Genomic DNA, 21,199 nt, shown 5'->3' on the forward strand with positions numbered 1-21,199 from the left:
GCAAAAAAGGAGGATGTCCCGTGAATAAATCAATGTTGGCGGGTATAGGGATTGGCGTGGCGGCTGCGCTGGGCGTGGCGGCGGTAGCCAGTCTGAACGTTTTTGAACGTGGCCCACAATATGCACACGTCGTCTCTGCGACGCCGATAAAAGAAACGGTAAAAACGCCGCGTCAGGAGTGCCGTAACGTTACCGTTACCCATCGTAAACCTGTGCAGGATGAGAATCGTATTGCCGGTTCGGTACTGGGCGCTGTTGCGGGTGGTGTTATCGGTCATCAGTTTGGTGGTGGACGAGGTAAAGACATTGCGACCGTCGCTGGTGCTTTAGGTGGCGGTTATGCTGGTAACCAGATCCAGGGTTCAATGCAGGAAAACGATACATACACCACCACACAGCAGCGTTGTAAAACGGTGTATGACAAGTCGGAAAAAATGCTTGGTTACGACGTAACGTACAAAATTGGCGATCAGCAGGGCAAAATCCGGATGGATAAAGATCCTGGTTCGCAAATTCCACTGGATAACAATGGCCAGTTGGTTCTGAATAACAAAGCGTAAAAAAGCTTTACTCTGCACATCAATTAGCCCCCCAATCGCTCAGGCTGGGGGGCTTTTTTTATCAGAAGGTTAAGGCATAGTTCAGACCAAAGGTGCGACCGCGGCCTTTGTATTCATAGAGTGAAGGGCTACCGTAGGTTGGGCTGTAAAGTAACGGTGCACGTTGTCCCCAAAGTGTGGTGTATTCTTCATTCAGCAGGTTTTCAACGCTGAAGGTCAGTTTACCCAGCGGGAGCTGATAGCTGCCTATGAAATCCATGGTGTTATACCCGTCCAGCTTGTTGCCGCTGGCGTCGCTCAGGTCAAATGTCTGCTGACTCTGTATACGTAACGACCACAGTTCAGGCGCCCAGCCGACCCAGGCGGTTGCTTTTGATGGCGAGGCCAGTGTGACGTCCCACTTCTGCCATTTACCGTTCTGTTTGACTTCCGATTTGATGATATTGAAGTTACTTCCCAGGCTCCAGTCAGTGTCAGCAATGAAATAATCCACGGCACCTTCGAGGCCATATATCCGGCGATCGTCTGGTTGCACGTTAATGGTCATATCGCTGCGGTTAATGACAATCGACTTATCCGAGGTAGAGTAGTAGGCCGCCAGTTGAGTGCGCAGGCTATCACCGGTGTAGCGCCAACCCAGTTCGAAAGAGTTTACCTTTATGCCTTCCAGCCGAGAATCTGCCACATTGACACTACGCTGGAGTTGATAATGGTCACCGACAAGTGAGTAAGTACCGTTCCCGTAGTATTTCCCCGGATCGGGAAGCTCCACACCCTGAGAGAAATTAAACCATGTCTGCTGACGGTCAGTCAGATGTGCAAGAATGCCCGCATTAAACAGGAAATTATCGTAATCAGTTTTCCCGCCAGGAATCACATCTGCAGAGTGCGCCAGCCCATTAGCAATCCCTTGTTGCTGCGCATAGCCGACAAAATCATCAACCCGGTTTTCGGTCCATTGATAGCGAACGCCGGCACTTAACGTGAAGATGTCGTTTATGTCATAGCTGTTTTGCAGGAAAGGCGCGAAGTTGGTAATGCTGTAACCAGGATAACGCCCGGTGGTATAGGCGGTGCGGTTATCCATGCCGCCAGAGGGCAGGGACCAGGCAAGATCAAAGAATTTCTGGTTGGAGTCGAAGGTTTCATGGTCCGCATCGATACCCCATGTCAGCTCCCAGTTCTCCATCAGTTGGCTATTAAGGGTAATTTTTGCGCCAAATTGATCGGTATCCTGCTGTGATGCGGAGAAACTGGTGACTTTGCCTTTGCTCAGTGTAGGGAAGGGGTAGAATGTCAGAGATTCATCACGGTAGTAAACCTGACTGACCAAATTCTGGCCGAAGAAGTCAGCATCGGAATATTGCAGGCTGATAAGATGACGCTCCGTGCCGGGAATGCGATCGGAACTCAGACCGCTGCTGGTGTAGGCTTTCCCCGTTCCCGTCACCGCCGACATATTCTCGCCCAGATATAATCCGTAATCATCATCCCCCTGGCTTTTATAGTACTGGGTTACCAGTTGTAGTTGACGGTTGTCATCAATCTCTATTGTCCCGGTGCCCATGATGTCGAGACGATCGGAATGCTGCAGGCCGGTTTGAGTGTTATCCAGCATTAAGGCATCGTTGTTGCCGTCATACCAGCCGCCAAATCGTTGATAAGCGACGGACATGCGTCCGGAAGCGTGATCGGTTCCTCCGCTGACAGCTGCGGCGACACGTTCGTCATGATCGTTACTGTTGTTGAAGCCGCTTTTGCTTCCCAGTTCGAGTTCAACTTCGCGTTCTGGCTGGCCTTTTTTGGTGACAATATTGATCAACCCACCGGTACTTCCACCGCCATACAACGACGTTGCACCAGAGATAACCTCGATATGCGCAATATTAAAGGGGTCAATGGAATCCAGTTGGCGGCTGTCGGTACGGGAGGAGTTCAGGCGAACACCGTCAATCAACACAACGATGGCGCGTCCACGCATGTTCATCCCGTAGTTCGTCCGTCCCTGACTGCTGACGTCAATTCCAGGGATTAACTGAGCCAGCACATCTTTGAACTCTTTACCACCCTGAACCTGCTGTTCAATCTCGCTGCCTTCAATGACCCAGGTGGTTTGCGCCATTTCAGCCACAGTTCGCTGGCTACGGTTGGCGCTGACGATGAGATTTTCTTCTTCATTCTGTGCCGCCATTACCGGCAGGGTTAAAGATAATAAGATTGGATTGAGCACCCAAAGACGCTTATTCATTCGCATTCCTTTTAAAAAAGAGTCGGTCTGTTTTTTTTATTGCGGCGTAGAAACCGATAGTTACATTGGGAAATAGATGTTAAAACAAATGCAAATATTGCTGATATTGATTGTGATTATCAATTGTTTTTACAAAAATGTAGCATTAAGGTTATGAAAACAATGATAAAAGTAGGGTGATTCAGAGGGGATCGGGAGCGAGATAAACTCCCGATAATCTTAGAAATGAAAAGTTGTCACGGTAAAGCATTACTCTTTGAGTAATTCAGGCCACAGCCGCAAGGTTGTATGGGTTATCTGCATCAGTTTTTCGAACGTTGCGCCTTCACGGGCACTGATCGACATTCCTTGTAAAATACAGTTCAGAAATTCGGCCAGTTTCTGCGGATCGCAGTGGGCAGGAATTTCACCATGTTCCTGGCGTTGGCAAAGAAACCGGGCAAGCGTCTGTTCCTGCATAGCGTGGCGGGTTTTAACCGTGTGTGCAATGTCACGGGAGGAGGCAGCAAGCGTTGCGGAGGTATTAATCATAAAACATCCCGCAGGTGTGTCCTTGCTGGTGAAACAGGTGGCTATGGCTGTGAAATAGTCTTCCAGTGCAGACTCAAGACTTTTTTCTTCGCAAAAAAGCTGAGCTTCATGTTTTGCCGCAAAACGGCTGATGTAGCGGTCCAGCACGGCGCGAAATAATCCTTCTTTATTGGTAAATTCCGCATACAGCGTGGGCGCTTTAGCACCGGTTGCTTCCACGAGATCGGAGAGCGATGTCGCTTCATACCCGTGCTGCCAGAAGAGTGTCATGGCCTTATCAAGCGCGGCTTCCCTGTCGAACACTTTTGGTCGGCCACGGCTTTTCTTTGTACAACTCGTTGTTTCAGTTGTCATGGTGCCGTCGTACCTGATTGGGTTTGTTGAATAACCATTATAAAAATATTCGACCACACTCTCCAGCAGATTCACGATAAAAATAATTCATGGCTATTAGCATGAAAGATAAGGCCTTTATGATTTGTATAACGATCATTATAAAAAATTGTTGACGTGTGACCTGGATCACATCTATGATTTACCTATCGATCGTTAAGTTAATCTTTGCGACGCACATTCATCTGCTAAAGGTCACAATTATGAAAAACGTACAAACACTCCTTCTTGCTACCGTTCTGAGCTCACTTTCATTCGCCAGCTTTGCTGCTGTTGAGGTTCAGGCAACGCCTGCAGACCAACAGAAAGTTGGGACTATTTCTGCTAATGCAGGTACCAACTTAGGTTCTCTGGAAGATCAACTGGCACAGAAAGCGGATGAAATGGGCGCGAAGTCGTTCCGCATTACTTCCGTTACCGGTCCTAACACCCTCCACGGGACTGCGGTTATTTATAAATAAGTTTTAACCCATCGTAATGCCACTGCGATTTAAATAAAAAACCCCGCTGAACAACGTCCAGCGGGGTTTTTTCATGGGTTGTGTTTTACAGTGTCTGCTGAGTAACGTCGTGATGGCGTGTCACGTCGACCGGCATCCCTGAGCGTAGCTCCATCGCATGCTCCATGACGGTCTGGTCCGTTTGCACTGCATTTTTAAAGTTCTGCATTGACGTATTCAGTACGATCGGCAGTACCTGCGGGTCGTCATCTATATTTTTCGACAGCGGTTGGTGCACTTCAACCAGACGCATACCGTTTGGTTCAACAGACGCTTTAATTGGCGTGTTAATGATATTGACCTTTGTTCCAGGAGTTACCTGGCGGAATAAGGTCTCAATATCGCCATCGCGCAGGCGAATACAACCAGAGCTGACACGCATACCGATACCAAAATCAGCGTTTGTGCCATGCAGCAGATAAACACCACCGTATGCCGCTAAGCGAATGGCATGGTGGCCCATGGGGTTGTCCGGGCCAGCAGGTACCACAGCCGGTAGGTCGATCCCCTGCGCTTTATAACGTGCTCGAATATTAGCGGTTGGCGTCCAGGTTGGGTTGGCTCGTTTATCTGAAATGGTGGTAACCATTGTTGGTGTCAGTGTGTCTCCGCCCAACTGACCGATGCCAATGGGATACACGGTCACCGAATTTTTACCCGGATGATAGTAATAAAGACGCAGCTCAGCGAGGTTAATCACAATGCCTTCGCGCGGTGCATCGGGCAGCAAGGTCTGCAACGGAATAGTCAGCACACTGCCCGCCCGAGGTACGAAAGGATCAACGCCAGGATTCGCCTGTAGCAGAGCTAAAAAACCAACGTTGTATTTTTTCGCAATAGCTTCCAGTGAACCGCCATTATTTTCGACAACGTGAACGGCGTTTTTACCAACCACCTTGCTTCCGGGAGGAGGTAGCGGCCAGGTATTTGCCTGAGCCGGAAGGGCCAAAACCATGGTTGCGGCGAGCGTAACAAATGTGAACCAGCGAGAGATAGATATATTGTTTAACATCACCATAAATCCATTGTTTTTACGTGGTTATTGTTATGTAAAAGTAAACAGGAATTATGGCGGTTTGCTCTGTCGGGAAGTGCAGGGAAGTGCAAAGAGTTTGTAAATACCGGGTCGGGTGAGCGTTGTACTCACCCGACCCGCCGTTTACGCTACCGCGTTCTCTTCAAGCTGGCGCATAAACTGACGCACCCATTCGATGCGTTTTTTTCGCTCGCTCAGTTCCTGCATGAATTTCAGACGGGTAGGGCCATCCAGACGGAAATGTTGCGGCTGTTTTTGCAATAGTCCAATCAACCAGACCGGGTTGACGTGGTTTTTCTCTGCAAACTCAATCGTGCCACCTTTTTCATTTCCCTCGAGCTTTCTGATACCCAGTTTCTGTGCCTGCTGGCGTAAACGGGCGACATCCAGCAATGTCCTGGCCGGATCGGGCAGCAGACCGAAACGGTCGATCAGCTCGACCTTGATCTCTTCCAGCTCATTTTCGTTCTTCGCACTGGCGATGCGTTTATAGAACGACAGTCGTGTATTAACATCGGGAATGTAGTCATCCGGTAGCAGCGACGGTACCCGTAATTCCACTTCAGTTTGCTGACTGGTGAGATCTTCCAGCGACGGTTCCCGGCCTTCTTTCAGAGCATCGACAGCGTTTTCCAGTAGTTCCATGTACAGCGAGAAGCCGATGGTTTCCATTGAGCCACTCTGGTCTTCACCCAGCAGTTCACCCGCACCGCGAATTTCGAGGTCGTGAGTTGCCAGCGCAAATCCGGCACCCAGATCTTCCAGCGAGGCGATAGCTTCAAGGCGTTTTTGGGCATCAGTCGTCATTGCTTTCGGATGCGGTGTCAACAGCCAGGCGTAAGCCTGGTGGTGCGAACGCCCGACGCGACCGCGTAACTGGTGTAACTGTGCCAGCCCAAAATGGTCTGCGCGCTCGATAATAATGGTGTTGGCGGTTGGGATGTCGATTCCGGTTTCAATAATGGTGGTGCACACCAGCACGTTAAAGCGCTGGTGGTGGAAATCGTTCATCACGCGTTCCAGTTCCCGCTCGCGCATTTGTCCGTGTCCAATGGCAATGCGCGCTTCAGGCACCAGCTCCGCCAGCCGATCTGCAGTTTTCTGGATATTCTCGACATCGTTGAACAAATAATAGACCTGACCACCGCGCAGAACCTCACGCAGGATTGCTTCACGCACCACCAGATTGTCGTACTCACGAACAAAGGTTTTAACCGCCAGGCGACGGGCAGGAGGTGTAGCGATAATCGACAGATCGCGCATGCCGCTCATTGCCATATTGAGGGTTCGCGGGATGGGGGTTGCCGTCAGCGTCAGAATATCTACGTCAGCGCGCATCGCTTTAATGCGCTCTTTATGTCGTACGCCGAACCGGTGCTCTTCGTCGACGATAAGCAGGCCCAAATCTTTTAGCTTCACATCACTTTGCAGCAGTTTGTGAGTACCAATCAGGATATCGATTTTCCCCTCAGCGACCTGTTCGAGAATTTGCGCCTGCTCTTTGGCACTGCGGAAACGGGATAGCATCTCAATGCGTACTGGCCAGTTGGCAAAGCGGTCGCGGAAGTTGTCAAAGTGCTGCTGGGCGAGCAGGGTGGTCGGTACCAGCACGGCGACCTGTTTGTGGTTCTCTACGGCAAGGAATGCAGCACGCATCGCCACTTCGGTTTTACCAAAGCCCACATCGCCACAGACCAGTCTGTCCATTGCCAGTGGCTGACACATGTCGCTGAGTACAGCGTTAATGGCCTGGGCCTGATCCGGTGTGGTCTCAAACGGGAAGCTGTCACAGAACAACTGATACTGTTCACGATCATGCTTAAAGGCAAAACCTTCTTTTGCGGCGCGTTGGGCGTAGATATCCAGCAGTTCTGCTGCGACATCGCGAACTTTCTCGGCGGCTTTCTGACGGGCACGCGACCAGGCATCGCCGCCAAGTTTATGCAGTGGCGCATTCTCTTCCGCACCACCGGCGTAGCGGCTAATAAGATGTAACGACGACACCGGCACATACAGTTTGGCGTCATTGGCGTAGGTGAGCATCAGATACTCACCAGTGATACCGCCGGCTTCCAGGGTGGTCATACCGGCATAGCGTCCCACGCCGTGTTCAAGATGCACCACCGGCTGACCAGGGTGCAGTTCAGCGAGGTTACGGATTAATGTGTCCGGGTTGATGGTGCGGCGCGAGTCCTGACGGCGACGCGCCACTCGCTCACCGAGAAGATCGCTTTCGCAGATCAGCGCCAGATTCCGGTTGCTGTCGATGAACCCGTGTTCCGCTGAGCCAATCATCAGATAGCGACCGGCATCGACCGCTTCATCGAGGCGTAAAATACGTTTCGGAGCAATCTTGATGCGGGCGAGAAGGTCGCCAAGCGCTTCACGGCGCCCTTCACTTTCAACCGAGAAAATCACCGGGCCATCAAATGATTCGAGAAATTTACGTAACGCATCCAGTGGTGCTTTTTGCTGCGCTTGTACCGCCAGGTCCGGGAGCTTCTTGAATCCCAGGTTGGTATTTGCAGCTTTTTTCGGCAGGCTCTCAGTTTTGAGCTGAACGCGTGGCCAGCGTTTAAGCTCAGAGAACAGCTCATCCACGCGTAACCACAATGATTCCGGCGGCAGAAGAGGGCGCATCGGATCGACGCCCCGGTTTTCGAAGCGCGATAGCGTATCGACCTGAAAGCGTTCTGCGCTGGTCTCTAAATCGCTAGTATTCACCAGCAGCGTATTTGCGGGGAAGTAGCTGAAAAGCGGCGGCAGCGGTTCGCTGAAAAACAGCGGCTGCCAGTATTCGATCCCGGCAGGCAGCGTGCCTTTACTGACCTGCTGGTAAATATGCTCCGCGTCGCGTTTAACTTCAAAAGTATCGCGCCACTGGCTACGGAACAGCTCGATGGCCGTTTTATCCGTAGGGAATTCGTGTGCGGGTAATAAGTTAATAGCGTCGACTTCTTCCAGTGTGCGTTGAGTATCTGTATCAAACAGACGCAAACTGTCAATTTCATCATCAAAGAAATCAAGGCGGTAAGGCAGTTCACTGCCCATCGGAAACAGGTCCAGTAACGCGCCGCGTGTGGCATATTCGCCGTGTTCCATGACCTGGTCAACGTGGCGATAACCGGCGCTGTCCAGTTGCTCACGCAGGGCATCGCGCGACAGGCGTTGGCCTTTTTTCATCACCAGTGCATGACCGTGCAGATAGCTGTGTGGGCACACGCGCTGCATCAGAGTGTTTACCGGCACAATCAGTACACCGCGCTGCATGGAAGGCAGTTGATACAATGTAGAGAGCCGTGAGGAGATGATTTCCTGATGAGGGGAAAAACTGTCGTATGGGAGTGTTTCCCAGTCTGCAAGGTTCATCACCATCTGGTCGGTGAACTGACGAATTTCATCATGCAGGCGCAGGGCATTTTGCATGTCCGGCGCGATGAGCACCACCGGACCAGCGTGGTGCTCGGCGATTTCTGCCACCAGCGTAGCGCAGGCGGCACCGGTAAGTTCACCTAACTGGCGCTGATCGCCAGCTTTCGCTGGGAGCGTATAACGATGTTGTTCAGGCATAACGGTTGTCAGGATCTCGTTTAGATATACGTCTGATAAGCAATGTTCTTTATTATCCGTGATCGTTTCTCATAAGCAAATTGAATCGCCCCCAAATGGGGGCAAAAAACGGTGAGGTTAGCGGGTGACGGTCGCCAAAGTCGGCGGGGAAAAAAGCAGATCGGCCACGGCTTTCTGCGAAAACTTTCGCACTATAAGTCCGGCGAGGGTGCACAATAACAAACTGGCAAACGGATAAATGAGTAACACAGCCAGTTCCACTTTTGCAGGCCATGCGGCGTGATTCAGTTTGGGGATTAGCGTTAAGCTGAACGCCTCGACCAGGATACGGTGCGTGGTGTAGATAGCGATGGTGTTCGCGCCAATCACACTTAATAGACTGTTGGCCCGCATGCCAAAGCGCTGCTCGAACTGATAAAACATTTTCATAATAAGCACAATGGAGAGCAGTGACAGTAGCAGCGAAACATTTGCCAGCCAGGCCATGACGGACAGTAAGGCGGTAAATGTAAATATCAGAGCGTGGCGGCCCAGGGGAACTTCTTTAATCCACGCCATCAGCGTTGCGCCAGACCAGGCACCGAGGCTGTAATACGGCAGATTGCGTAATACGCTGTTCATTCCCCACCACGGCGTTGGGAAGAAGTTTATCGCTATACTGAGCAACATCAACAGCGGCAGCAGCGGAAATGCCCAGCGGTTGAAAGTTTTACACAGGATAAAGTAGACCACCAGTGCGTACAGATACCACAGGCTGGTGCTGGCAGTAAGCATGCCACGCGTAAAGTCACGCGCGGAATCGGCATAAGCGGCATTGGCTGCATGGGCCAGGTCGCGTTCCGGGGCCAGCCAGCCATTGAGCGTCGTTAATGCCAGCCATTGCACTATTCCCCACAGTACCAGTACCCAGACAATATTCCAGATCCGCTTATCCACACAGGTGGTCCAGGAGACGCTGTCGATATAACGACGAATGAGATAACCCGAAATAAAGAAAAATACTGGCATCCGAAACGGTGCCAGATACAGGTTGAGGTAAATCCAGCTTTTGGCCAGCATTTCTGCAAGAGGATGCTGAAAAGTGGTGAGATGAGGGTAAAAGGTAATAACTGAGTGGTAAATAACCACCAGACATATACATAACCCTTTGATTTGATTAATCCATAATTCTTTTTGATTCATTGCGACAGCGTATCCATATTGAGTGAGATAGTCTGTCATCCTGCGGATACCGGGGAACGCTGTAATGCGTAACCGTCTGCTTTTTATTTTTTTCAGATTAAGATCAGGGACAAAGAACGATGCGAGGAGAGATAACTATAGTGAATTGATTTGTTTATGCTTTTCAGATTAAAGCTGACGAACACTTACGGTTCAGTCATTTACCCATTCCGCTTTCGCTTATATACTCGTGGCTTTGCTACAGCAACCAGACGGATTTCATGTATCAACCTGTCGCTCTATTCATCGGCCTGCGTTATATGCGTGGGCGTGCAGCTGATCGCTTCGGTCGCTTCGTTTCCTGGCTCTCAACCATAGGCATTACTCTCGGGGTAATGGCACTGGTAACGGTATTGTCGGTAATGAACGGTTTCGAGCGCGAGCTGCAAAATAACATTCTTGGTCTGATGCCTCAGGCCATTCTCTCTTCTGAACAGGGCTCCGTTAACCCGCAACAGCTGCCTGAAAAAGCCGTGGTATTGAATGGCGTCAATCGTGTTGCACCGCTGACGACGGGAGATGTCGTCCTGCAAAGTGCGCGCAGCGTTGCTGTTGGCGTTATGCTGGGCATCGACCCGGCGCAAAAAGATCCGCTGACGCCGTATCTGGTCAATGTGAAGCAAACAGATCTCGCACCGGGCAAGTATAATGTCATCCTCGGTGAACAGCTTGCCGGGCAGTTGGGAGTGAACCGGGGTGATCAAGTCCGCGTTATGGTGCCGTCAGCCAGCCAGTTCACGCCAATGGGACGTCTGCCAAGTCAGCGTTTGTTCAATGTGATTGGCACTTTTGCCGCCAACAGCGAAGTCGATGGCTACCAGATGCTGACCAATATCCAGGACGCATCACGTCTGATGCGCTATCCAGCGGGCAATATCACAGGCTGGCGTCTGTGGCTGAACGAACCATTGAAGGTCGATACACTGAGTCAGCAAACGCTGCCGCAGGGGACTAAGTGGCAGGACTGGCGTGAGCGCAAAGGCGAGCTGTTCCAGGCTGTGCGGATGGAAAAAAACATGATGGGACTGCTGTTGAGCCTGATCGTGGCTGTCGCGGCGTTCAATATTATTACTTCGCTGGGCCTGATGGTGATGGAGAAGCAAGGGGAAGTGGCAATTTTACAAACCCAGGGGCTAACGCCGCGACAAATAATGATGGTGTTTATGGTTCAGGGGGCCAGCGCAGGTATTATTGGCGCGCTGCTGGGCGCTGTGCTGGGAGCGTTGCTTGCCAGCCAGTTGAATAACCTGATGCCAATTATCGGGACGCTCCTGGATGGCGCAGCGTTGCCGGTCGCTATTGAACCACTACAGGTTATCGTCATTGCGCTGGTGGCAATGGCCATCGCGCTGCTGTCTACGCTTTATCCTTCCTGGCGCGCTGCCGCCACTCAACCCGCTGAGGCTTTACGTTATGAATAAGATCCTGTTGCAATGCGACAACCTGTGCAAACGCTATCAGGAAGGCTCCGTACAAACTGATGTGTTGCACGATGTCAGTTTTTGCGTCGGCGAGGGTGAAATGATGGCGATTGTCGGCAGCTCAGGCTCCGGCAAAAGTACCTTGCTGCATCTGCTGGGTGGCTTGGATACGCCGACGTCAGGCGATGTGATTTTTAGCGGCCAGCCAATGAGCAAACTTTCGTCTGCGGCAAAAGCGGAGTTACGTAATCAGAAGCTCGGTTTTATTTACCAGTTCCACCATCTGTTACCGGATTTTACCGCGCTGGAAAACGTGGCGATGCCTTTGTTAATCGGTAAGAAAAAACCGGCTGAAATTACCGAGCGTGCGCGCGATATGCTGAAAGCGGTTGGGCTGGATCACCGTGCCAGCCACCGTCCTTCTGAACTTTCGGGCGGCGAGCGCCAGCGTGTGGCTATTGCTCGCGCATTGGTGAATAACCCGCGTCTGGTCCTCGCGGATGAGCCGACGGGTAACCTTGATGCGCGCAACGCGGACAGTATTTTCGAGCTTCTGGGAGAACTGAATCGTTCTCAGGGCACGGCATTTCTGGTGGTGACGCACGATCTGCAACTGGCGAAGCGAATGAGTCGTCAGCTTGAAATGCGCGATGGTCGTCTGACGGCTGAACTGAGCCTGATGGGAGCAGAGTAATGGCTTCGCCTTTATCGTTATTGATTGGGCTGCGCTTTAGCCGTGGTCGGCGGCGCGGTGGCATGGTCTCGCTGATTTCCGTTATTTCTACCATTGGTATCGCATTAGGTGTAGCGGTATTGATCGTTGGTTTGAGCGCCATGAACGGCTTTGAGCGCGAGCTGAATAACCGCATTCTGGCGGTTGTTCCGCACGGTGAGATTGAAGCGGTTAATCAGCCCTGGAACAACTGGCAGGAAGCACTGGACAACGTGCAGAAAGTGCCGGGTATTGCGGCAGCAGCACCCTACATCAACTTTACCGGACTGGTGGAGAGTGGGGCGAATTTACGCGCCGTACAAGTGAAAGGTGTTGACCCCAAACAGGAACAGCGTCTGAGTGCGCTGCCTTCGTTTGTGCAAAACCACGCCTGGGACAATTTCAAAGCCGGTGAGCAACAGGTCATTATTGGCAAAGGTATTGCCGATGCGTTGAAGGTGAAACAGGGTGACTGGGTGTCGATTATGATCCCTAACGCCAGTGCCGATCACAAGTTACAGCAACCTAAGCGCGTGCGATTACATGTCACAGGCATTCTGCAACTGAGTGGTCAGCTCGATCACAGCTTCGCTATGATCCCAATGGAAGATGCGCAGCAGTATCTGGATATGGGATCCAGCGTTTCCGGGATCGCCCTCAAGGTTAACGATGTCTTTAATGCCAATAAACTGGTCAGAGATGCCGGTGAAGTAACCAATAACTATGTCTACATTAAGAGTTGGATTGGCACCTACGGCTATATGTATCGCGACATACAGATGATCCGCGCCATTATGTATCTGGCAATGGTCCTGGTGATAGGCGTCGCCTGTTTTAATATCGTTTCGACGTTAGTGATGGCGGTAAAAGACAAGAGTGGCGATATTGCGGTATTAAGAACGCTGGGCGCTAAAGATGGATTGATTCGCGCCATTTTTGTCTGGTATGGATTGCTGGCGGGTCTGTTTGGTAGCCTGACAGGCGTCGTTATCGGGGTTGTTGTCTCGCTGCAGCTGACGCCGATTATTAACGGGATTGAAGCAATTATCGGCCATCAGTTCCTCTCTGGTGATATCTATTTTATTGACTTCCTGCCATCCGAATTACACTGGCTGGATGTTATTTACGTGCTGGTTACAGCATTATTGCTGAGTCTTTTAGCGAGTTGGTATCCGGCGCGGCGCGCCAGTAATATTGATCCTGCGAGAGTACTTAGCGGCCAGTAAAAATAATAAGGAGCGGTGATGTATTACGGATTTGACATCGGCGGGACTAAAATTGCGCTAGGCGTGTTTGATAACCAACGTCGTTTGCAGTGGGAAATTCGTGTCCCTACGCCACGCGACAGCTATGAGGCTTTCCTGGATGCAGTTTGTAATCTGGTGACGGAAGCCGATCAGCGATTTGGTGTCAAAGGTTCGGTGGGTATTGGTATCCCCGGTATGCCGGAAACTGAAGACGGTACGCTGTACGCGGCTAACGTTCCTGCCGCCAGCGGCAAACCACTCCGCGCCGACCTCAGTGCTCGGCTGGATCGTGATGTTCGCCTGGATAATGATGCCAACTGTTTTGCACTCTCCGAAGCCTGGGACGATGAGTTCACCCAGTATCCCTTAGTGATGGGATTAATCCTCGGCACGGGCGTTGGTGGAGGCCTGATCCTTAATGGGAAATCCATCACTGGACGCAGTTATATCACCGGTGAGTTCGGTCATATCCGTTTACCAGTAGATGCGCTGACGCTGATGGGGTTTGACTTCCCGTTGCGTCGCTGTGGTTGTGGTCAACTGGGATGTATCGAGAGCTATCTATCCGGTGGCGGATTTGCGTGGCTGTATCAGCATTACTACCATCAATCGCTGGATGCCCGCGAAATTATCTCGCTCTGGGAGCAGGGTGATGAGCATGCGCGCGCGCACGTCGAACGCTATCTGGATTTGCTGGCGGTTTGCCTGGGGAATATCCTGACTATCGTCGATCCTGATTTAGTGGTGATTGGTGGTGGTTTGTCGAATTTTACCGCGATAACAACGCAACTGGCAGACCGACTGCCACGCCATCTGCTGCCGGTTGCCCGTGTGCCACGTATTGAACGGGCACGACACGGTGATGCGGGTGGGATGCGCGGGGCCGCTTTCCTACATCTTACCGATTAATACAAAGAGGTTGTTATGCTGTCGCGTCGGGGTCATCGGTTAAGCCGTTTTCGTAAAAATAAACGCCATATGCGCGATCGCCTGCGTCAACGGATCTTTTTCAGAGACGGAGTGGTGCCTGAATTGATGGAAAAACCAAGAGTATTAGTCCTGACGGGAGCGGGGATTTCTGCCGAGTCAGGTATTCGTACCTTCCGCGCTGCGGATGGCCTTTGGGAAGAACATCGGGTTGAGGATGTTGCGACCCCGGAAGGATTTAGTCGTAATCCAGGGCTTGTTCAGTCGTTTTATAACGCTCGCCGCCAACAACTTCAGCAGCCCGAGATCCAACCAAACGCTGCGCATATCGCGCTGGCGAAACTCGAAGAAGAGCTTGGCGACCGTTTTTTGCTGGTGACGCAGAACATCGATAATCTGCATGAACGTGCGGGTAGCCGGAATGTTATCCATATGCATGGCGAGCTGCTCAAGGTACGCTGTTCGCAAAGCGGGCAGATTTTAGACTGGACGGAGGATGTCACTCCGGAAGATAAATGTCATTGCTGCCAGTTTCCGGCACAGCTTCGCCCACATGTCGTGTGGTTTGGTGAAATGCCTCTTGGTATGGATGAAATCTATATGGCGCTGGCAATGGCGGATGTTTTCATTGCCATTGGCACATCGGGCCATGTCTATCCGGCTGCGGGTTTTGTGCACGAAGCCCGACTGCATGGGGCTCATACGGTGGAGTTAAATCTTGAACCGAGCCAGGTGGGAAGCGAGTTTGAAGAGAAGTATTACGGTCCGGCAAGTCAGGTAGTACCTGAGTTTGTTGAGAAGTTACTGAAAGGGCTGTAAGCGTCTTTTGTGCCAAAGCCCTTACCGGCAACGTTCTTTAAGCCTGTACAAGCTGGCGGCTCTCGCGCAGGGCCGCCAGAATCAAAAATCCTGTAATGTAAAAACAGCAGATCAGTGCCAACACGCTCAGCCATATGGGCAGTCGGGTAATGTAAACCAGGCTGCACGAGATAATCACTAAAATAATCCCGGTGTACATAGGGTGCGCAATCCAGGCAAAAATGCCGCGTGTAACTCGTTTAGCGTTGGGTAAATAATATCCTGTCCAGGTGTGGCTGCCGCCAAGATCCCATTTCCCCTTGATAACCAGCGCGTTACCGATGATCGCTATCGCCAGGTACCCCCAGTCCGCTGGATTAATCTGATGATCAAAAAACAGACTGTAGCCAAAAGCCAGAATCGGCAGTAAGAAGGTCAGGCGCAATAGTCGGGTTGCTGCTATCGGCAGCAAAGGACGAGCGCCTACCGGTTGAGGGCGAGGGAGAATAAAAAGAGTGAAAACAATGAGGTTAACCAGCTCAAGTAGCATCCATAGCGTTGCCATTGGGAGCCTCACAGCAGAGTCGGAATAGAGTAAGCGTAGCTGGTGGCGGGGGTAAATAAATCAGTCGAAAGACGTAATCAACTTCGGGGATTGCAGCTAGCAACCCGGCGTTGCCATGTTTCGCCGGGTTGCAAGAGTATTAGCGTCCTGCCTTCAGCTTCTGATAATACTCTTCATAAATAGCGCTGGCTGAACCGACATCGTTTTGCCATTCGCCTTTGCTGATAGTTTCCGCGTCAGGGTAGAGCGTTTTATCATTCGCTACGGCCGGGCTTAGCAACTTACGCGCCGCCAGGTTAGGTGTCGGATAACCAATGGTTTCTGCTACTTCTTTCGCCACGTCCGGGCGCAGCAGGAAATTAATCAGTTTCAGCGCACCTTCTTTATTTTTGGCGTTCGCCGGAATAGACAAGCTGTCCATCCAGAAAATACCTCCTTCTTTCGGCCACACGACTTCCAGTGGTGTGCCAGCCTGACGCGCGACAAATGCGGATCCGTTCCACACCATGCCCAGGTTCACTTCACCTTCCATATAGGGGTTCGCCGGGTTATCGGAGTTAAATGCGGCTACGTTGGGCATTAGCTTTTTCAACTCGTTATAGGCGGCTTCAATCTCTTTCGGATCGGTGGTATTGCCGGAATAGCCCAGTTTACGTAGTGCCATCTGGAATACTTCACGGGCATCATCAGTTAACAGCAGACTGCCTTTGTATTCAGGTTTCCACAGGTCTGCCCAGCTGGTTACGGTTTTCGGATCAATGGCATCACTATTGACGCCAATCGCCGTTGCCCCCCAGATGTACGGAATTGAGAAGTCATTGTTCGGGTCAAACGGCTTGTTGAGCATTTCCGGATCGAGGTTGTTGAAGTTGGTTAACTTCGACTTGTCAATTTTCTGGATCATGCCCTCTTTGCGCATCTTATCCACGTAATAGGTGGAAGGTACCACCAGGTCGTAGGCGCCTTCTTTATAGGTTTTGAGCTTGGCATACATGGTTTCATTCGACTCGTAGGTTGAATAAATAACCTTAATACCAGTCTCTTTTGTAAACTGTTCCAGCAGTCCTGGTGGAACGTACTCGGTCCAGTTATAGAAATAGAGTGTATTGCTATCGGAAGCTGTGGCAGTGTTCATGCCCAGTGCCAGAGCACCCGCCGCGAGCAGGTGGCGTGACCATTTTTTCATTTAACGTCCCCTGAGTATCGGCCTTAGCGGCCCTTGGTTTTATCACGTGCAATAAGCTGGCTGGCGATAACCATAACCAGCGACAGAACCAACAAAATGGTAGCCAGCGCGTTAACTTCCGGTGAAACGCCTACTTTAACCATTGAGTAGATTTTTAGTGGCAGAATTTCATAGCCAGGTCCGGTAACGAATGATGAGACAACGACATCATCCATCGACAGGGTAAAGCTCAGTAACCAGCCTGCAGCTACCGCAGGCATGGCCAGTGGTAGAATAATTTTGCGCAAAATAGTCACTTCACTGGCCCCCAGATCCTTCGCTGCCTCAAGCATACGCACGTCAAATCCTTTCAGGCGCGAGTAAACTGTCACTACCACAAAAGGCAGGCAGAAGGTGATATGCGAGAACAGCAGTGACCAGAAGCCGAGTTGGATCCCGATCAGCATAAACAGCACCAGCAGTGAAATCGCCATTACGATATCTGGTGACATCATCACCACAAACAGCATGCCGCTGACAAACGGTTTGCCGCGAAAACGATAGCGATAAAGTGCAACTGCCGTCAGTGAACCAATCAGGGTCGCAAATGTTGCAGATAACACGGCCATGGTCAGTGAATGCTGCGCTGCCTGCAACAGGCTGTCATTATTCATCAACAGGCCATACCATTTGGTGGTAAAACCTTGCCAGTTGATGCCAAATCGCGAGCTGTTAAAAGAGTTCACAATCAAAATAATGATTGGGATGTACAGATACGCGTAGATTGCGGTCATAAAACCGCCGCGAAGCAGTCGACCGATCATTCGAGTTCCACCTTCTTGTTCAGTAGGCGGGAAGCACGCCAGTATATCAATAGCATCAGCCCCATCACGATGGTCAGAGTAATGCTGGTAGCTGCACCAAATGGCCAGTCGCGGATATTCAGGAACTGAACTTTAATCACGTTACCAATTAACAGGTTTTTCGCGCCGCCCATCAGATCGGAAACGTAAAACAGTCCCATCGCGGGCAGCATAACCAGCAGACAACCAGCGATAATCCCCGGCATGGTCAGCGGAATAATGATGCGGGTAAAGGTCTGAAATTTGCTTGCTCCCAGATCGCGTGCCGCTTCCAGTAGTGGCTTGTCCAGCTTCTCAATGCTGGAGTAGAGCGGCATCACCATAAACGGCAGCAGGATGTAAACCAGACCGATAATTACTGCACTGGGGGTAAACATGATGCGAATTGGCGTGTCAATCACACCGAGCCATAGAAGAAACTCGTTGAGATAGCCTTTGGTGCTGAGAAAAATTTTGAGTCCATAGATGCGAATTAACGAGTTGGTCCAGAATGGAACAATCAGCAGGAACAGTAGCAGTGGTCGAACTTTTTCTGGCAGCTTTACTAAAAACCAGGCGAAAGGATAGCCGAGCACAAGACAAGCAAGTGTGGCAATTAGCGCCATATTGAGGGAGTGAACCAGTACCTCAAAATAGAGCGGATCGAGTAGACGAGCGTAGTTTTCCAGCGTAAAGACCATTTTGACGAAATTTGCATCGTCTCGGGTCAAAAAGCTGGTGCCAATGATCATCAGGTTGGGCAGAAAGACAAATAACACAAGCCAACCGACAATGGTGACGATCACCACACTCTGGAATTTACTTGTGTTCTTCATCAGCCAGTACGACCTCCCAGCTTTCTACCCAGTTAATGGCCATTTTCTGGTCGAGAGAGTGATCGAAGTCAGGGTCGTCTTCATTGAAGAATTCACTGACCATCACCATCTTGCCATTTTCCAGTTCGACAACTGACTCCAGCGTCATGCCTTTGTAGTTGCGCTCGCGCACGTAGCCGATAAGTCCTTCGATATGATTATCATCATTGATCTCATCAACGCGCAAATCTTCCGGACGCAGCAGGACGTTTAATTTCTGTCCTGGAACAACCGCGAAATTCACATAAATGTTGCACTCGCGACCCTCAACGTTAGCGCGAACGCGCTGTTCGTCCAGACGTTCAATAACGGTCGCATTAAACATATTGATCTCACCGATGAATCCGGCAACGAACAGATTTTTTGGCTCTTCGTAGATTTCACGCGGCGTACCGTCCTGTTCTATACGGCCATCACGCATCACTACGATGCGGTCTGACATCGTCAGAGCCTCTTCCTGGTCGTGAGTGACAAAAACAAAAGTAATGCCGAGCTTACGTTGCAGTGCTTTCAGTTCGTTCTGCATCTGCTTGCGCAGTTTGTAGTCCAGCGCAGAGAGTGATTCATCCAACAACAGCAAACGAGGTTTGTTGACTACCGCACGGGCAATCGCCACACGCTGTTGCTGCCCACCGGAGAGTTGATGTGGTTTGCGCTGGGCAAACTCTTCCAGTTGCACCATACGTAAGGCTTCGGTGACGCGAGGAGGAATGTCAGCTGCGGGGGTCTTCTGCATGCGTAAACCGAAAGCCACATTTTCGAAAACGGTCATGTGGGGGAATAACGCATAGCTTTGGAATACGGTGTTCACGTAGCGGTTTTCCGCAGGAACGTGAGTGATGTCCTGGTTGTCCAGCATGATATGACCGGAATCAACCGTTTCCAGACCCGCAATCAGGCGAAGAACGGTCGTTTTACCGCAGCCAGAGGGGCCAAGCAGCGTGAGGAATTCGCCATTGTTGATGGTCAAATCCAGGTTAGAAATCACCTCTTTACCATCGAAACTTTTGCGAATTCCCGCTAATTGCACCAGTGGAGAAAGCGAACGCGGTTGTTTATTCAATTTTTTACTCTGTCCCATGTAAACGCAACGGATTTCTGACCATTGCGGGGTTTGTGGTTGACCACCTTGATGTCTCTTAATGAGGGCCGTTATTCTACGGCAAACCATTGTAATCGCCAATCCTTGTTGCGAATTACTGACTTAGCTTTATATTCAGAAGGATGTCATGGCGAAATATTCTCATTTGCGGGGATAAAAGTGACCTGACGCAATATTTGTCTTTTGTTGCTTATTGATAATGTTGTCACAAAAAGTGAGGGTGACTGCATGGATAAACTACTTGAGCGTTTTTTACACTACGTGTCGCTGGACACCCAATCAAAATCGGGCGTGCGGCAGGTTCCCAGCACCGAAGGACAGTGGAAGTTATTGCAGTTGCTTAAGCAGCAACTCGAAGAGATGGGGCTGATTAACGTTGCATTGAGCGACAAGGGAACGTTGATGGCAACGTTGCCCGCTAACGTGGCAGGTAATATTCCCGCTATCGGTTTCATTTCCCATGTGGATACCTCACCGGATTTCAGTGGCAAAAACGTCAATCCGCAAATCGTTGAAAACTACCGTGGCGGCGATATTGCGCTAGGTATTGGTGATGAGGTTCTGTCGCCGGTGATGTTCCCGGTGCTGCATCAACTTCTGGGGCAGACGTTGATTACCACAGACGGCAAAACGTTACTGGGAGCTGATGACAAAGCGGGCGTGGCGGAAATCATGACCGCGCTGGCCGTACTGATACAGAAAAACATTCCGCATGGTGATATTCGCGTGGCCTTTACGCCTGACGAAGAGGTTGGCAAAGGGGCAAAGCATTTTGATGTTGCAGCCTTTGATGCGAAATGGGCTTATACCGTTGACGGTGGTGGCGTGGGTGAGCTGGAGTTTGAAAACTTCAATGCGGCATCGGTCAATATCAAGATCGTCGGCAATAATGTGCATCCTGGCACGGCAAAAGGGGTAATGGTGAATGCGCTGTCGCTGGCAGCCCGCATTCATGCTGAAGTTCCAGCCGATGAAAGCCCGGAAACCACTGAGGGTTATGAAGGTTTTTATCACCTGGCAAGCATGAAAGGTACGGTTGATCGGGCGGATATGCACTACATCATCCGTGATTTCGACCGCAAACAGTTTGAAGCACGTAAACGTAAAATTATGGATATCGCCAAAAAAGTCGGCAAGGGGTTACACCCGGATTGCTATATTGAACTGGTGATAGAAGACAGTTACTACAATATGCGCGAAAAAGTCGTTGAACATCCACATGTCCTGGATATTGCACAGCAGGCGATGCGTGATTGTGATATTCAGCCGGTGTTGAAACCCATTCGTGGCGGCACCGACGGCGCGCAGCTGTCGTTTATGGGATTACCATGTCCGAATCTGTTTACTGGTGGCTACAACTATCATGGTAAGCATGAGTTTGTGACGCTGGAGGGAATGGAAAAAGCAGTGCAGGTGATCGTGCGTATTGCGGAATTGACCGCAAAACAGAAGTAAGTTTATCTGTAGATGCCGGATGACGGCTGAC

General features: G+C 50.8%; 18 protein-coding genes. 8 read left to right on the top strand and 10 right to left on the bottom strand.

The genetic code is table 11. The features are described from left to right. Positions 1-20 precede the first annotated feature (20 nt). Positions 21-560 carry a glycine zipper 2TM domain-containing protein gene (locus tag AACS05_RS09215; protein WP_045441787.1) on the top strand — a complete coding sequence of 180 codons (540 nt, stop codon included), beginning with the start codon at positions 21-23 and terminating at the stop codon, positions 558-560. Between the two features lie 61 nt (positions 561-621). On the opposite strand, the gene AACS05_RS09220 is transcribed toward AACS05_RS09215, so the two are convergent. Then, the gene (locus AACS05_RS09220; protein ID WP_045441790.1) at positions 622-2,808 is read right to left on the bottom strand and encodes a TonB-dependent siderophore receptor; all 2,187 of its coding nucleotides are present in this window, start codon (positions 2,806-2,808) and stop codon (positions 622-624) included. 249 nt (positions 2,809-3,057) lie between these two features. Further along, positions 3,058-3,693, bottom strand: coding sequence for a TetR family copper-responsive transcriptional repressor ComR (gene comR / locus AACS05_RS09225; RefSeq protein ID WP_045441792.1), 636 nt, complete (start codon positions 3,691-3,693; stop codon positions 3,058-3,060). Positions 3,694-3,935: 242 nt separating this feature from the next. Here comR and bhsA point away from each other — a divergent pair, with 242 nt between their 5' ends. Next, a complete protein-coding gene (gene bhsA / locus AACS05_RS09230; RefSeq protein ID WP_045449568.1) occupies positions 3,936-4,193 on the top strand; it encodes a multiple stress resistance protein BhsA in 258 nt (85 codons plus the stop codon). A gap of 85 nt (positions 4,194-4,278) precedes the next feature. Here bhsA and ldtC read toward each other — a convergent pair whose 3' ends face one another. The 3 genes from ldtC to AACS05_RS09245 all read right to left on the bottom strand — a co-directional run bounded on the left by ldtC (position 4,279) and on the right by AACS05_RS09245 (position 10,020). Beyond that, positions 4,279-5,244: a L,D-transpeptidase LdtC gene (gene ldtC, locus AACS05_RS09235; protein ID WP_045441794.1), complete on the bottom strand. Its 966-nt coding sequence runs from the start codon at positions 5,242-5,244 to the stop codon at positions 4,279-4,281. A 147-nt stretch (positions 5,245-5,391) separates the two neighbouring features. Further along, positions 5,392-8,838 carry a transcription-repair coupling factor gene (gene mfd / locus AACS05_RS09240; protein ID WP_045441797.1) on the bottom strand — a complete coding sequence of 1,149 codons (3,447 nt, stop codon included), beginning with the start codon at positions 8,836-8,838 and terminating at the stop codon, positions 5,392-5,394. A 117-nt stretch (positions 8,839-8,955) separates the two neighbouring features. After that, positions 8,956-10,020 carry an acyltransferase family protein gene (locus AACS05_RS09245; protein ID WP_045441800.1) on the bottom strand — a complete coding sequence of 355 codons (1,065 nt, stop codon included), beginning with the start codon at positions 10,018-10,020 and terminating at the stop codon, positions 8,956-8,958. 260 nt (positions 10,021-10,280) lie between these two features. Between AACS05_RS09245 and lolC the strand changes: the two genes are divergently transcribed. From lolC to cobB, 5 genes are read left to right on the top strand one after another with little or no spacing between them, the layout of a single operon-like run. Next, positions 10,281-11,480, top strand: a complete 1,200-nt coding sequence (lolC, locus tag AACS05_RS09250) for a lipoprotein-releasing ABC transporter permease subunit LolC (protein WP_045441803.1) — start codon at positions 10,281-10,283, stop codon at positions 11,478-11,480. After that, a complete protein-coding gene (lolD, locus tag AACS05_RS09255; protein WP_045441805.1) occupies positions 11,473-12,174 on the top strand; it encodes a lipoprotein-releasing ABC transporter ATP-binding protein LolD in 702 nt (233 codons plus the stop codon). Before lolC ends, lolD begins: the two co-directional genes overlap by 8 nt. Further along, positions 12,174-13,418: a lipoprotein-releasing ABC transporter permease subunit LolE gene (gene lolE, locus AACS05_RS09260; protein ID WP_045441808.1), complete on the top strand. Its 1,245-nt coding sequence runs from the start codon at positions 12,174-12,176 to the stop codon at positions 13,416-13,418. Before lolD ends, lolE begins: the two co-directional genes overlap by 1 nt. A gap of 18 nt (positions 13,419-13,436) precedes the next feature. Then, entirely contained in the window at positions 13,437-14,348 is a 912-nt protein-coding gene (gene nagK, locus AACS05_RS09265; RefSeq protein ID WP_045441811.1) for an N-acetylglucosamine kinase, read from the top strand. Between the two features lie 15 nt (positions 14,349-14,363). Continuing rightward, positions 14,364-15,185 carry a Sir2 family NAD+-dependent deacetylase gene (gene cobB, locus AACS05_RS09270; protein WP_045441822.1) on the top strand — a complete coding sequence of 274 codons (822 nt, stop codon included), beginning with the start codon at positions 14,364-14,366 and terminating at the stop codon, positions 15,183-15,185. A 37-nt stretch (positions 15,186-15,222) separates the two neighbouring features. Here cobB and AACS05_RS09275 read toward each other — a convergent pair whose 3' ends face one another. From AACS05_RS09275 to potA, 5 genes are all read right to left on the bottom strand, one after another. Beyond that, positions 15,223-15,729 (bottom strand): methyltransferase, encoded by a 507-nt coding sequence (locus tag AACS05_RS09275; RefSeq protein WP_045441825.1) that lies wholly within the window; start codon positions 15,727-15,729, stop codon positions 15,223-15,225. A 139-nt stretch (positions 15,730-15,868) separates the two neighbouring features. Further along, positions 15,869-16,915: a spermidine/putrescine ABC transporter substrate-binding protein PotD gene (potD, locus tag AACS05_RS09280; protein WP_045441827.1), complete on the bottom strand. Its 1,047-nt coding sequence runs from the start codon at positions 16,913-16,915 to the stop codon at positions 15,869-15,871. A 23-nt stretch (positions 16,916-16,938) separates the two neighbouring features. Next, entirely contained in the window at positions 16,939-17,718 is a 780-nt protein-coding gene (gene potC / locus AACS05_RS09285; protein WP_003030794.1) for a spermidine/putrescine ABC transporter permease PotC, read from the bottom strand. Next, complete coding sequence (gene potB, locus AACS05_RS09290; RefSeq protein WP_045441829.1) at positions 17,715-18,572, bottom strand: spermidine/putrescine ABC transporter permease PotB; 858 nt, start codon at positions 18,570-18,572, stop codon at positions 17,715-17,717. The genes potC and potB overlap by 4 nt, the downstream gene beginning before the upstream one ends. Beyond that, positions 18,556-19,692: a spermidine/putrescine ABC transporter ATP-binding protein PotA gene (gene potA / locus AACS05_RS09295; RefSeq protein ID WP_045441837.1), complete on the bottom strand. Its 1,137-nt coding sequence runs from the start codon at positions 19,690-19,692 to the stop codon at positions 18,556-18,558. Before potA ends, potB begins: the two co-directional genes overlap by 17 nt. 249 nt (positions 19,693-19,941) lie before the next feature. On the opposite strand from potA, the gene pepT reads away from it, so the two are divergent. After that, positions 19,942-21,168 carry a peptidase T gene (gene pepT, locus AACS05_RS09300; RefSeq protein WP_045441840.1) on the top strand — a complete coding sequence of 409 codons (1,227 nt, stop codon included), beginning with the start codon at positions 19,942-19,944 and terminating at the stop codon, positions 21,166-21,168. Positions 21,169-21,199: the final 31 nt, after the last annotated feature.

The organism is Citrobacter sp. S-77 (genome assembly GCF_963864895.1).
Lineage (GTDB): Bacteria > Pseudomonadota > Gammaproteobacteria > Enterobacterales > Enterobacteriaceae > Citrobacter > Citrobacter murliniae.